13 protein-coding genes are annotated in these 13164 nt (G+C 73.4%); 8 read left to right on the top strand and 5 right to left on the bottom strand.

The features are described from left to right. The first annotated feature begins 1 nt into the window (after position 1). The 7 genes from cysC (at position 2) to IEZ04_RS06390 (ending at position 6705) form a co-directional block, all read left to right on the top strand. Positions 2-580 carry an adenylyl-sulfate kinase gene (gene cysC, locus IEZ04_RS06425; protein WP_189215699.1) on the top strand — a complete coding sequence of 193 codons (579 nt, stop codon included), beginning with the start codon at positions 2-4 and terminating at the stop codon, positions 578-580. Further along, positions 577-1512: a sulfate adenylyltransferase subunit CysD gene (cysD, locus tag IEZ04_RS06420; protein ID WP_189215698.1), complete on the top strand. Its 936-nt coding sequence runs from the start codon at positions 577-579 to the stop codon at positions 1510-1512. Before cysC ends, cysD begins: the two co-directional genes overlap by 4 nt. 2 nt (positions 1513-1514) lie before the next feature. Beyond that, complete coding sequence (locus IEZ04_RS06415) at positions 1515-2849, top strand: sulfate adenylyltransferase subunit 1 (RefSeq protein WP_189215697.1); 1335 nt, start codon at positions 1515-1517, stop codon at positions 2847-2849. 243 nt (positions 2850-3092) lie between these two features. Further along, positions 3093-4196, top strand: coding sequence for an aliphatic sulfonate ABC transporter substrate-binding protein (locus tag IEZ04_RS06405; protein WP_189215695.1), 1104 nt, complete (start codon positions 3093-3095; stop codon positions 4194-4196). Positions 4197-4241: 45 nt separating this feature from the next. Continuing rightward, on the top strand, positions 4242-5033 hold the full coding sequence (locus IEZ04_RS06400; RefSeq protein ID WP_189215694.1) for an ABC transporter ATP-binding protein: 792 nt from the start codon (positions 4242-4244) through the stop codon (positions 5031-5033). After that, on the top strand, positions 5020-5949 hold the full coding sequence (locus IEZ04_RS06395; protein WP_189215693.1) for an ABC transporter permease: 930 nt from the start codon (positions 5020-5022) through the stop codon (positions 5947-5949). The genes IEZ04_RS06400 and IEZ04_RS06395 overlap by 14 nt, the downstream gene beginning before the upstream one ends. A gap of 6 nt (positions 5950-5955) precedes the next feature. After that, positions 5956-6705 carry a sirohydrochlorin chelatase gene (locus IEZ04_RS06390; protein WP_189215692.1) on the top strand — a complete coding sequence of 250 codons (750 nt, stop codon included), beginning with the start codon at positions 5956-5958 and terminating at the stop codon, positions 6703-6705. 10 nt (positions 6706-6715) lie between these two features. Here the strand turns inward: IEZ04_RS06390 and IEZ04_RS35760 are convergent, their stop codons facing one another. The 5 genes from IEZ04_RS35760 to IEZ04_RS06360 all read right to left on the bottom strand — a co-directional run bounded on the left by IEZ04_RS35760 (position 6716) and on the right by IEZ04_RS06360 (position 12035). Then, positions 6716-7690 carry a TIGR03086 family metal-binding protein gene (locus IEZ04_RS35760; protein WP_308429781.1) on the bottom strand — a complete coding sequence of 325 codons (975 nt, stop codon included), beginning with the start codon at positions 7688-7690 and terminating at the stop codon, positions 6716-6718. Further along, a complete protein-coding gene (mgt, locus tag IEZ04_RS06375) occupies positions 7683-8873 on the bottom strand; it encodes a macrolide-inactivating glycosyltransferase (protein WP_189215691.1) in 1191 nt (396 codons plus the stop codon). The genes IEZ04_RS35760 and mgt overlap by 8 nt, the downstream gene beginning before the upstream one ends. Positions 8874-8941: 68 nt before the next feature. Continuing rightward, positions 8942-10234 carry an ABC transporter substrate-binding protein gene (locus tag IEZ04_RS06370; RefSeq protein ID WP_189215690.1) on the bottom strand — a complete coding sequence of 431 codons (1293 nt, stop codon included), beginning with the start codon at positions 10232-10234 and terminating at the stop codon, positions 8942-8944. After that, positions 10234-11067 carry a carbohydrate ABC transporter permease gene (locus IEZ04_RS06365; RefSeq protein WP_189215689.1) on the bottom strand — a complete coding sequence of 278 codons (834 nt, stop codon included), beginning with the start codon at positions 11065-11067 and terminating at the stop codon, positions 10234-10236. The genes IEZ04_RS06370 and IEZ04_RS06365 overlap by 1 nt, the downstream gene beginning before the upstream one ends. Then, on the bottom strand, positions 11064-12035 hold the full coding sequence (locus IEZ04_RS06360) for a carbohydrate ABC transporter permease (protein ID WP_189215688.1): 972 nt from the start codon (positions 12033-12035) through the stop codon (positions 11064-11066). Before IEZ04_RS06360 ends, IEZ04_RS06365 begins: the two co-directional genes overlap by 4 nt. Before the next feature lie 262 nt (positions 12036-12297). Between IEZ04_RS06360 and IEZ04_RS06355 the strand changes: the two genes are divergently transcribed. Next, positions 12298-13149 carry a phosphotransferase enzyme family protein gene (locus tag IEZ04_RS06355; RefSeq protein WP_189215687.1) on the top strand — a complete coding sequence of 284 codons (852 nt, stop codon included), beginning with the start codon at positions 12298-12300 and terminating at the stop codon, positions 13147-13149. Positions 13150-13164 lie beyond the last annotated feature (15 nt).

Raw genomic sequence — 13164 nt, 5'->3', positions numbered from 1 at the left:
CATGGCCACCGTCCCCCGGACCCCCCGAGATCAGGAGAGCCAAGTGACCACCGGAGCCACCGTCTGGCTCACGGGTCTGCCGAGCGCCGGCAAGACCACCATCGCGTACGAGCTGGCAGAGCGCCTGCGCGCGGACGGCCACCGCGTGGAGGTCCTCGACGGCGACGAGATCCGCGAGTTCCTCACCGCCGGCCTCGGCTTCAGCCGCGCCGACCGGCACACCAACGTGCAGCGCATCGGCTTCCTCGCCGACCTGCTGGCCCGCAACGGCGTCCTCGCCCTCGTCCCCGTCATCGCCCCGTACGCCGACAGCCGCGAGGCGGTCCGCAAGCGGCACGCCGCGAGCGGCGCCGCGTACGTCGAGGTGCACGTGGCCACCCCCGTCGAGGTGTGCTCCGTACGCGACGTGAAGGGGCTGTACGCCCGGCAGGCCGCGGGCGAGATCTCCGGGCTCACCGGGGTCGACGACCCCTACGAGGAGCCCGACTCCCCCGATCTGCGCATCGAGTCGCAGCACCAGACGGTGCAGGAGTCCGCGGCCGCCGTCCACGAGCTGCTCGTCGAAAGGGGTCTGGCATGACGACCGTCGCCTCCGTCTCCGAGGAGACGGGCAGCCCGTACGCCCTGTCCCACCTGGACGCCCTCGAATCCGAGGCGGTCCACATCTTCCGCGAGGTGGCGGGCGAGTTCGAGCACCCGGTGATCCTGTTCTCCGGCGGCAAGGACTCCATCGTCATGCTCCACCTGGCGCTGAAGGCCTTCACCCCGGCCCCGGTCCCGTTCGCCCTGCTGCACGTCGACACCGGGCACAACTTCCCCGAGGTGCTGGAGTACCGCGACCGCGTGGTCGCCCGGCACGGGCTGCGGCTGCACGTCGCCTCCGTGCAGGACTACATCGACCGCGGCGTGCTCAAGGAGCGCCCCGACGGCACCCGCAACCCGCTGCAGACCCTCCCCCTCACCGACACCATCCGCGAGCAGCGCTTCGACGCCGTCTTCGGCGGCGGCCGCCGCGACGAGGAGAAGGCCCGCGCCAAGGAACGCGTCTTCTCCCTGCGCGACGAGTTCTCCCAGTGGGACCCCCGCCGCCAGCGCCCCGAACTCTGGCAGCTCTACAACGGCCGCCACGCCCCCGGCGAGCACGTCCGCGTCTTCCCCCTGTCCAACTGGACCGAGCTGGACGTCTGGCAGTACATCGCCCGCGAGGGCATCGAACTCCCGGAGATCTACTTCGCGCACGAGCGCGAGGTGTTCCGGCGGAGCGGCATGTGGCTGACCGCCGGGGAGTGGGGCGGCCCCAAGGACGGCGAGAGCGTCGAGCGGCGGCTGGTGCGCTACCGCACCGTCGGCGACATGTCCTGCACCGGCGCCGTCGACTCCGCGGCGACCACGCTCGACGCCGTGATCACCGAGATCGCCGCCTCCCGGCTCACCGAACGCGGCGCCACCCGCGCCGACGACAAGCTCTCCGAGGCCGCGATGGAAGACCGCAAGCGCGAGGGGTACTTCTAGCCATGAGCACGACCACGACCGAGGAGCTCTCGGCCACCACCCTGCTGCGGTTCGCGACCGCGGGCTCCGTCGACGACGGCAAGTCCACCCTCGTCGGCCGCCTCCTGCACGACTCCAAGTCGGTCCTCACCGACCAGCTGGAGGCCGTGGAGCGCGCCTCCGCGAGCCGCGGCCAGGAAGGCCCCGACCTCGCCCTCCTCACCGACGGCCTGCGCGCCGAGCGCGAGCAGGGCATCACCATCGACGTGGCCTACCGCTACTTCGCCACCCCCCGGCGCCGCTTCATCCTGGCCGACACCCCCGGCCACGTGCAGTACACCCGCAACATGGTCACCGGCGCCTCGACGGCCGAGCTCACCGTCGTCCTCGTCGACGCCCGCAACGGCGTCGTCGAGCAGACCCGCCGCCACGCCGCCATCGCCGCCCTCCTGCGCGTCCCGCACGTCGTCCTCGCCGTCAACAAGATGGACCTCGTCGGCTACGCGGAGAAGGTCTTCGCGGCCATCGCGGAGGAGTTCACGGCGTACGCGACCGAGCTGGGCGTCCCGGAGGTCACCGCGATCCCGATCTCGGCGCTCGTGGGCGACAACGTCGTGGAGCCCTCCGCGCACATGGACTGGTACGGCGGCCCGACGGTCCTGGAGCACCTGGAGACCGTCCCGGTCAGCCACGACCTGGCGCACTGCCACGCCCGGCTGCCCGTGCAGTACGTGATCCGCCCGCAGACCGCCGAGCACCCGGACTACCGCGGGTACGCGGGCCAGATCGCGGCCGGCACGTTCCGGGTCGGCGAGCAGGTGACGGTGCTGCCCTCCGGCCGTACGACGACGGTCGCCGGGATCGACCTGCTGGGCGAGCCGGTGGACGTGGCGTGGACCCCGCAGTCGGTGACCCTGCTGCTGGCGGACGACATCGACGTCTCGCGCGGCGACCTGATCGTGCCGACGAAGGACGCGCCCGCAACCACGCAGGACATTGAGGCGACCGTCTGCCACGTCGCCGACCAGGCGCTGAGCGTGGGCCACCGGGTGCTGCTCAAGCACGGCACCCGCACGGTCAAGGCGATCGTCAAGGACATCCCGTCCCGGCTGACCCTGGACGACCTGTCCCTGCACCCGCACCCGGGCCGGCTCGTCGCCAACGACATCGGGCGGGTCACGGTCCGCACCGCGGAGCCGCTGCCGGTCGACTCCTACGCCGACTCGCGGCGCACCGGCTCGTTCCTCCTGATCGACCCCTCCGACGGCACCACGCTGGCCGCCGGCATGGTCGGCGAGTCGTTCGCCGCGCCGGAGCCCGTCCGGGACGAGGCCGACGACGACGGGTGGGACTTCTGACATGAACCCGTACGACGTCTACTCGACGTTCGCGAAGGAGGGCGGCCGCGTCGGCAGCGGCGACCTCGGCAGCGGACAGGGCGGAGTGGCGCGATGTGCGTGCTGACGTACGCGCACTGCCCGCGCGCCTTCGCCACCCCCCGCCCGACGTCGCGCGTTCGACGAAGACCTGCCGACCTCCCGGCCAGCGCCTGACCCACTGACAGGCCGTGACCGCCGGGCCAACGAGAGGAACAGCCTCCCGTGCCTGCCACCACCGCCCTCCGGCGCTCCCTCGCGGTGCTAGCCGCGCTCCCTCTGCTCACCCTGGCCGCCTGCGGCTACGGCTCCCAGGCCACCGACGACGAGGCCGAGCAGGTCTCCGCCGGGGCGGAGAAGATCGACGGCCTCGACACCGTACGGATCGGCTACTTCGACAACCTCACCCACGCGACCGCGCTGGTGGGCCGGCAGGGGGGCATCCTCCAGAAGGAGCTCGGCGGCACGAAGGCCGAGTACGCGACCTTCAACGCCGGTCCCTCCGAGATCGAGGCGCTGAACTCGGGCTCCATCGACATCGGCTGGATCGGCCCCTCCCCGGCCATCAACGGCTACACCAGGTCCGGCGGCAAGAACCTCCGGATCATCGGGGGTTCGGCGTCCGGCGGGGTGAAGCTGGTCGTGAACCCGGACAAGATCAAGACCCTGGACGACGTCAAGGGCAAGAACATCGCCACCCCGCAGCTCGGCAACACCCAGGACGTCGCGTTCCTGCACTGGATCGCCGAGCAGGGCTGGAAGGTCGACGCGCAGAGCGGCAAGGGCGACGTCTCCGTGGTCCGCACCGACAACAAGATCACTCCGGACGCCTACAGGTCCGGCTCGATCGACGGCGCCTGGGTACCGGAGCCGACCGCGTCCAAGCTGGTCGCCGAGGGCGCGGAAGTGCTGCTGGACGAGGCCGACCTGTGGCCCGACAAGGCGTTCGTGATCACGAACATCATCGTGTCGCAGAAGTTCCTGAAGGAGCACCCGAAGGTCGTCGAGGCGGTGCTGCGCGGCTCGGTGAGGACCAACGCGTGGATCAACGACAACCCGGACGAGGCCAAGAAGGCCGCGAACGAGCGGCTGAAGCAGGACTCCGGCAAGGCGCTGCCCGCCGAGGTCCTCGACCCGGCCTGGGAGTCCATCAAGTTCCTGAACGACCCGCTCGCCTCCACCCTGGACTCGCAGGCGGGGCACGCGGTCTCGGCGGGCCTGCTGGAGGAGCCCGACCTGGACGGCATCTACGACCTGGCCCCGCTGAACGAGGTGCTGAGGGCCGAGGGCGAGCCCGAGGTCGACGACGCCGGCCTCGGCGTGCGGTAACCGCGTGTTCCGACCAGTTCCCAGGATTCCCAGGAGGTGACGACCATGGCCACGACCACCCTCGCCGAGGGCGCCGGGGGCACCGGCACGGTGCGGCACGCCGCCCGGATCGAGCACGTCTCGAAGTCCTTCGCCCAGCCCACGGGGCAGCAGCTCGTCCTGGACGACATCACGCTCGACGTCGCCCCGGGTGAGTTCGTCACCCTTCTGGGGGCGTCGGGCTGCGGCAAGTCCACACTGCTCAACCTGGTGGCGGGGCTCGACGCCCCGACCGCCGGGGAGATCACGACCGACGGGCGGCCCGCCCTGATGTTCCAGGAGCACGCCCTGTTCCCGTGGCTGACCGCGGGCAAGAACATCGAACTCGCCCTGAAGCTGAGGGGCGTGCCGAAGAACGAGCGGCGCGGCCGGGCCGAGGAGCTGCTCGAACTCGTCCGCCTCGGCGGCGCGTACGGCAAGCGCGTGCACGAGCTGTCCGGCGGCATGCGCCAGCGCGTGGCGCTGGCGCGCGCGCTGGCGCAGGAGAGCAAGCTGCTGCTGATGGACGAGCCGTTCGCCGCGCTCGACGCCATCACCCGGGACGTGCTGCACGACGAACTCACCCGCATCTGGCGGGAGACGAAGCTGTCCGTGCTGTTCGTGACGCACAACGTGCGCGAGGCGGTACGGCTCGCGCAGCGCGTCGTCCTGCTGTCCTCCCGTCCGGGCCGGATCGCCCGCGAGTGGACGGTGGACATCCCGCAGCCGCGCCGTATCGAGGACACCGCCGTGGCGGAGCTGTCCGTCGAGATCACCGAACAACTGCGTGGGGAGATCCGCCGCCATGGCCAGCACTGAGACCTCCGCCGTGCAGGACGGCGACGTCAGGGACGAGAAGAGCGTGAAGGAGGGCGGCGGCGACCTCGCGGGCCTGGAGGCGGGTCTGGACGCGCTGGACACCGTCCAGACCGGGCGCCCCCCGTTCCGGGAGACCTTCGTCCGCAAGATCCTGCCGCCCCTGGTCGCCGTCGCGCTGGTGCTGGTGGTCTGGCAGGCGCTGGTCTCCTTCGAGATCGTCGACGATCCGTCCAAGCTGCCCGCGCCCGGCGACGTGTGGGGCGAGATCGAGGACGCCTGGCTGCAGGGCACCCTGCTCGGCTACATCTGGACGAGCGTCTCGCGCGGTCTGTTCGGCTTCCTGCTGGCGCTCGCGATCGGCACGCCGCTGGGTCTGCTGGTGTCCCGGGTGAGGTTTGTCCGCGCGGCGATCGGCCCGGTCCTGTCCGGCCTGCAGTCCCTGCCGTCGGTGGCCTGGGTGCCGCCGGCCGTGATCTGGCTGGGGCTGAACGACCAGATGATGTACGCGGTGATCCTGCTCGGCGCGGTCCCGTCGATCGCCAACGGGCTGGTGTCCGGCGTCGACCAGGTGCCCCCGCTGTTCCTGCGGGCCGGCCGCACCCTCGGGGCGACGGGGCTGCGCGGCACCTGGCACATCGTGATGCCGGCGGCGCTGCCCGGCTACGTGGCGGGGCTGAAGCAGGGCTGGGCGTTCTCGTGGCGGTCGCTGATGGCCGCGGAGATCATCGCCCAGCACCCCGACCTCGGCACCGGGCTCGGCCAGCTGCTGGAGAACGGCCGCAACTCCAGCTCGATGTCCATGGTCTTCCTCGCCATCCTCCTCATCCTCGTCGTCGGCATCGCGATCGACCTGCTGATCTTCAGCCCGCTGGAGCGGTGGGTCCTGCGCAGCCGCGGCCTCCTCGTGAAAAGCTGATCATCCATGGCCTCCACGACGTCCCCGGTCCTCCTCGTCATCGCCCACGGCAGCCGCGACCCGCGGCACGCCGCGACGGTGCACGCCCTGGTGCGGCGGGTACGGGCGATGCGGCCGGGGCTGCGCGTGGAGACCGGCTTCCTGGACTTCAACGTCCCCTCCGTGCAGGGGGTGCTGGAATCGCTGGCGGCGGAGGGCGTACGGGACGTGGTGGCGCTGCCGCTGCTGCTGACCCGCGCCTTCCACGCCAAGGCCGACATCCCCGCCGTGCTCCGGGAGGCGCCGCGGCGGCTGCGCATCCGTCAGGCGGCGGTGCTCGGCCCGTCGCCGCTGCTGGTGGCGGCGCTGGAACGGCGGCTGTACGAGGCGGGCCTCGACCCCGCCGACAAGTCCTCGACCGGGGTCGTCCTGGCCTCGGCGGGGTCCACCGACCCGGAGGCGATCGCGGTGATCGCAGATATCGCGCGGGAGTGGCGGCACACCGGTTGGTGCGCCGTGCGGCCCGCGTTCGCCTCCGCTTCCCTCCCCCGCACCGAGGACGCGGTGCGGGAGCTGCGCGCCGCGGGCTGCGAGCGCGTGGCGGTCGCGCCGTACGTCCTCGCGCCCGGCTTCCTGCCGGACCGCATCGCCCGGGGCGCCGCGCAGGCGGACGTCCTCGCGGACGTCCTGGGCCCGGCGCCCGAGGTGGCGCGGGTGCTGCTGGAGCGGTACGAGGCGGCCCGGCGGCCGGCGCTCCTGACGGCGCTGGGTGCCTGAGCCGACCCCCTCACGGCGTGCCCCGGCGCGGGTCCCGTCCCGTCGTCGCCAGCAGCCGCTCGAAGGCGGTGGCGCCGTCCGGTACGGGCGCCGGGGCGCCGAACGCCTTCCACTCCCGGGCCGTCGGAGCCATCTGCTCCACCACCGGCGTCAGGAGCTCCACCACGGAAGGGTCGGGCTCGAAGTCCTGCCCCGTGGCGACGGCCAGGTCCCAGGCGTGCACCAGGAGGTCGAGGAGCACCATGTGCCCCAGGGTGCGGGCGGGAAGACCCGTCCGCCCGGCCGTCCCCTCCTCCGCGCCGGGTGCCGCCCAGGCCTCGACCAGTCTCCCGGCCTCGGCGGCGAACCGCTCGCGCCAGCCCGGGTCCTCGCCGACGTAGTCCGGGGTGACCGCGAAGTCCGCCTCCCCCTTGGCCGCGTACGCCTGGAAGCCCACGACCACGTGCGTGAGGTGGCCGACCAGCTCCCGCACGGAGTACTCCGCGCACGGCGTCGGGCCGCCGAGCCGCTCGTCGGGCACCCCGCGCACCACGGGCACGGCCCGGGCCGAGGCGGCTTCCAGCAGCTCGCTGATGCTCTGTCCGTCGCTCATGACCGCGACACTACGGGCTTCCCGTGCCGGATCGAACGGCGTGCCCTGGTGGAAGTACAGCCGCCAGCCGTCCCCCGTCCGCCGCCACAGCGAACTGCGGTGCGCCCAGCGGCCTCCGCTCTCCGAGTCGTAGGTGAGATGGACGAGATCGGGGGCGAGCCGGACGCCGCGTATCCGGGAAGTCGTCGCGGGCCGCCGCAACGGGCCGGCCGGGTCGGTGAGGGCCGCGAGGATCGCGGCCCGGTCCCACCGCCGCCCCGAGGCGCCGAACTCCTCGAACTCCGGGTGCAGCAGGGCCTCCACGAGGCCGGGCGAGCGGCACACCTCCGGGTCCAGCAGTCGCAGCTCGCCCTCGATCGCGGCCTCGACGGCCGCGTCCCCGGTGTCAGCCACGGGGCAGCGCGGCCTCGATGAGGTCGGCCGCCCGCCGGGTGCCGCCCTCCTCCGCCATCTCCGCCTGGACACGGGCCAGCCGGCGCGCCACCTCGGGGTCGTCGACGAGGGCCAGCACCGCCTCCCGGAGGGTCTCCGCGGTCGCCTCCTCCATCGGGACGTGCCGGGCGACGCCGAGCGCCTGGAGCATGTCCGCGTTGCCGAACTGGTCGACGGCCTGCGGCACGGCGACCATGGGCGTGGCCGTGGCGAGCCCCTCCTGGCTGCCGCCGGCGCCCGCGTGCGTGATGAACGCGTCGGCCTGCCTCAGGACGGCCAGTTGCGGCACCCAGTCGCGCACCTCCACGTTGGCCGGTACGTCGCCGAGTTCGGCCGGGTCGACGTGCTTGCCGATCTGCAGCACCACGTGCCAGCCGGGCAGGTCGCCGAAGGCCTTGACGCACTCGCGGTAGAAGTCGGGCCGCTTGGTGAAGGCCGAGCCGAGCGACACGAGCAGCACCTTCCCGGCGTCCGCGGGCCGCTGCCACTCCCCCTCGGCCGAGCGGTCGCCCTGGCAGGCGCCGACGAAGGTGTACACGCTCTCGTCGACCCGGTCGGCGTTCGGCTGGAGCGCCTTCGGGACGAGGACCAGGGAGCGGGCGGGGTGACCGTAGAAGTCGTCCGGGTCCTCGGTGATCCCGTTCTCCTCCAGCCAGGCGCGGAAGCGGGCGAAGTACGCCTTGCCGCGCTCGGTCTGCTTCGGCTCCCGCCACATCGGCTCGGCGACCTCCTCCTCGTACCCTCGCCAGGCCACGAGGTGCGTCGAGAGGGAGATCGCCCCGACGCCCCAGCGGCGGGCGAGGACGGCGCCCGGGTAGGAGGTGGTGTCGTACAGCACGAGGTCCGGCTCGTCGCCCTGGTACGCCTCGATGAGCTGGGGCAGCGCCTGGATCGCGTCGTCCAGGAAGGGCTCCACGTTGTCCAGGAGCGTGTCGCCCCACGCCGAGGGGTCGTCGTCCGGGGTGGGCAGCGTCGAGTTCCAGAGCCTGGGCTCCGCGCCGGTCTCCGCGATCTTGTCCGCGAAGACCGGCGGGATCGCGTACGTCACCCGGTGCCCCCGGGCGACGAGCTCGCGGATCACTTCCAGGTGGGGGTTGACGTGGCCGTGGGCGGCGATGGAGAACATGGCGATGTGCGAGGTCATGCCGCGACCATAGGCGAGACGATACGTCTCGTACAACTCATTTACCGTGCGCCTGCCGCCCCGGCGCCTCACCTCTGGTAGCGCGCGAGCACCCGGTTGCCGTCCTCCACCAGCCGTTTCCGCAGCTCGGAGAGGCCGATCGCGCCGCTGTAGTACTCCTGGAGGGCGGGTGTGGCGATCTTGTCCTGCCACTCCGGGTAGCCGCGGACGGACTGGGCGGGAGCCGGGCGGAGGTGTTCCGCGAGGGCCGTGCCGGTGGCCCAGCCGTGCCGCTCCGTGCGCAGGGCCGGGTCGGCGAGGGCGGTCCGGCCGGTGGGCAGCATCCAGTCGCCGAGCGCGAGGCGCACCTGGTTCCCGGGGCGGAGCAGGAAGTCGACGAAGGCGGCCGCCTCCTCCCTGTGCGGGCTGTCCGCGGCGACCGAGAGCGTCTGCGGACTGACGCCCTGGGTGAGCCCGTCGGCGCCCGCCGGGGCGGGCAGCACCTGCCAGTCGAAGCCCTCGGGCGCCTGCTGGACGATCTGCTGGCGGTAGGAGAAGCCGAGCGGGACCATCGCGTACCGGCCGCCGAAGAAGCCGGGCAGCGTGTCCGCGCCGCCCATGCCGAGCGTGCTGCCGGACGCGCTCCGGTCGGTGTTCACCTGGGCCCGGACCGTGCCCGGCACCACCGCGTCGGCGGCGCGGAAGCGGATGCGCGCCTTTCCGTCCGCGTCCCGGTGGAACATCCGGCCCCCGGCGGACAGGGAGAGGTCGAGCGTGGCCGGGACGGGTTCCTTGAGCGGCCAGGCCACCCCGTACCTCCCCGCGTCCGGGTCGCTCAGCTCCTTCGTCACGGAGCGGAACTCGTCCCAGGTCCACGGGTCGTCCGGGGTCGGGATACGCACGCCCGCCTCCCGGAGCCGGGCCGCGTCGGCGATCAGGACGCGCGGTTCCTGCAGGAACGGCACGCCGTAGACCCCGTCCCCGAAGGTCGTCGTCTCCCAGCTGCGGCGCGGGATGTCCGCCTCCAGCCGGTCGGACAGGAGCCCGCGCAGGTCGGCGAGGTAGCCGCCGTACGCGAAGTCGGCCAGGTCGTCGGAGGCGTCGTGGACGATGTCGGGCGCCTCGCCGCCCATGAAGGAGGTGAGCAGCTGGTCGTGGACGCTGCCCCAGCTGCCCTGGACGTACTCGACCCGGACGCCCGGGTGGGCGGCGTTCCACTCCGCCACCAGTTCCCGGTTCGCCTCGACCGACTCCCGCTGCCAGGCCAGGGACTGGAAGCGCAGGGTGATCCGGCCGTCCTCCCGGCCGCCGTCGCCGGAACAGCCGGTGAGCACGAGCACCAGGGCGGCCAGGGCCGCCGTGATGCGCCTCGTCGTCCGCATCAGCCCTTCACCGCCCCGGCGAGCAGCCCGCTTGTGATCCGCCGCTGGACGACCGCGAAGACGGCCAGCGAGGGCAGCGTCGCGAGGGCCGCCGCCGCGGCGAGGGGGCCGAGGTCGGCGACGCCCTCCGGGCCGGTGAAGCGGGTGAGGACGACCGGCAGGGTCTGTCTCTCCGGGGTCTTCAGCAGCACCAGCGCGAAGAAGAACTCGTTCCAGGCGGTGACGAACGCGAACAGCGCCGTCGCGGCGACGCCCGGCGCGAGCAGCGGCGCCGTCACCGAGACCAGCGTGCGCAGCCGGCCCGCCCCGTCCACCGCGGCGGCCTCCTCCAGTTCGGCCGGCACGGCGCGTACGTACCCCATGAGCATCCACAGCGCGAACGGCAGCGCCCACACGACGTACACCAGGACCAGACCGGGCACCGAGTCGACCATCCGCAGGTTCTTCAGCACCAGGAACAGCGGGACGATCACCAGCACGAAGGGGAACGCCTGGCTGACGACCACCCAGCCGGTCGCGGCGCGGCCGAGCGGGGTGCGGCGCCGGGCGACGGCGTACGCCGTGGGCGTGGCGATCAGGACGGCGACGACGGCCGCGCCGAGCGCCGCCACCAGGGAGTTGAGCGCGGCGCGCAGCAGCGGCTGTTCGGCGAAGGCCTGCTGGAAGTTGGCGAGGGTGGGGTCCCGCGGGATCCAGGCGGGGTGCGGGCCGCCCAGTTCGCGCGGCGGTTTGAAGGCGGTCGAGAGGAGCCAGAGGAAGGGCAGGGCGAGGAAGAGGAGGTAGGCGAGCAGGGCCGCGTACTGGCCCGCGCGCGCCGCCGTGCCGGATCTCATCCGTCCTCGCCTCCCCGCAACCGGGCCGCCAGGTGGAACGCGAGGATCACCGAGATCACCGCCACCATCGCGCATCCCATCGCCGCCGCGTAGCCGAACTGCCCGTACCGGAAGGCCTCCTCGTACGCGAACAGCGTCGGCAGCCGGGTGCGGCCGCCGGGTCCGCCGCTGGTCAGCACGTACACCAGCGCGAAGGCGTTGAAGTTCCAGATGAGGTTGAGCGCCGTGATCGCGAGCGCCACCGGTCTGAGGGCGGGCCAGGTCACGCTGCGGAAGCGGCGCCAGGCGCCCGCGCCGTCCACGGCGGCGGCCTCGTGGAGTTCGCGCGGGGTGTTCTGCAGCCCGGCGAGCAGGGCGACCGTGGTCTGCGGCATGCCCGCCCAGACGCCGACCACGATCACCGCGGGCAGCGCGGTGGCCGGCCCGCCCAGCCAGTCGCGGCCGTCGCCGAGGCCCAGGTCGCGCAGTGTCTCGTTGAGGACGCCCGCGTCCGGGTGGTAGACCAGCCGCCACATGACGCCGACCACCACCTCGGGCATCGCCCACGGGACGATCGCGAGGGCCCGGGCCAGCGGGCGCAGCCGGAGGTCCTGGTGGAGCAGCAGCGCGAGCCCGAGCGCCAGCAGGAACTGGGGCACGGTCACCCCGGCCGACCAGACCAGACCGATCCGGAACGACTCCCAGAACAGCGTGTCGTGCAGCAGGTCCCGGAAGTTGAGGGCCCCGATCCACCGCGTGGGCCCGGCCCGCCCCGACTGGGCGTCGGTGAACGCCAGCGCGATCCCGTACAGCAGGGGGCCGACGCTCAGCACCAGGACGGGCAGCAGCGCGGGCAGGACGAGGAACCACGCGCCGCGGACGGGACCGGCCCGCTCCCGCCCGGGTCGGTCCCGTCCGGGCCCGCCCCGCCCGGACCGCTCCCGCCGCGGCCGGGACGGCGCTCTGCCGGCCCCGGCCGCCCGCGTCACGGCGCCGCCCCGGTCATCGGGGCGCCCGTGTCACGGGGTCATCCGTGTCATGTGATCGCCAACGTCATCGACGGCACCTCCGGGCGGCTCGTCCGGGCCTGCGCGCAGGTCTGTGCGGCGCGCCGCCCGGAGCCGGGCGGGCCCCCGCCATGGTGCTGAGCGCCCGAGGGTCCGTCAAGGCACCGCGCACATCCTGCGACCTGTGCGAATGCGACACTTACCGACGAAAACGGGTACGGACGGACGGACACGGAGGCGACGGATGGACGAGGCACGGGCACGGGACGTACTCGCCGGGGCCGGGCTGGGACGCGGCGCGGAGCTGCTCACCCTCGGCGAGAACGCGGTGTTCGCCGTCGGTGACCTGGTCGTCAAGGTGGGCCGCGACGCCGAGCTCCTCGGCCGCGCCCGCCGCGAACTCGACGTCGCGCTCTGGCTCGCCGAGGCGGACGTCCCCGCCGTACGGGCCGCCGCGCCGGAACCGCTCTCGGTGGACGGCCACCCGGTGACGGTGTGGCACCGGCTGCCCGCCGCCGTACGCCCCGCGACCCCCCGCGACCTGGCCGGGCTGCTCCGCCGGGTGCACGCGCTGCCCGCGCCGTCCTTCACGCTGCCGCGCCGCGAACTGCTCGGCGGGGTGGAGCGCTGGCTGCGCCTCGCGGGCGACGCGGTCGACCCCGCGGACGCGGCGTACCTCCGCGACCGCCGTGACGGTTTCGCCGCGGCCGCGGCCGGCCTGACGCCGCACCTGCCGCCCGGCCCGATCCACGGCGACGCGCTGCCCCGCAACGTGCACGTCGGCCCGGACGGTCCGGTCCTGGTGGACCTGGAGACCTTCGCCACCGATCTGCGCGAGCACGACCTGGTGGTCATGGCCCTCTCCCGGGACCGCTACGGGCTGCCGGAGGAGGAGTACGCCTCGTTCACCGCGACGTACGGCTGGGACGTGCGCGAGTGGGACGGCTGCGCGGTGCTGCGCGGCGCCCGCGAGACGGCGAGCTGCGCCTGGGTCGCCCAGCACGCCCCGGGCAACCCGAAGGCACTGGCCGAGTTCCGGCGGCGGGTGGCGTCGCTGCGGGACGGGGACGCGGCCGTTCGCTGGTACCCGTTCTGAGCGTCCGTTCCGCGG

This window comes from Streptomyces ruber (assembly GCF_014648075.1).
Lineage (GTDB): Bacteria > Actinomycetota > Actinomycetes > Streptomycetales > Streptomycetaceae > Streptomyces > Streptomyces ruber.
Note: the sequence above shows the minus strand (reverse complement) of the source record. Positions and strands in the feature narration are given on the sequence as shown.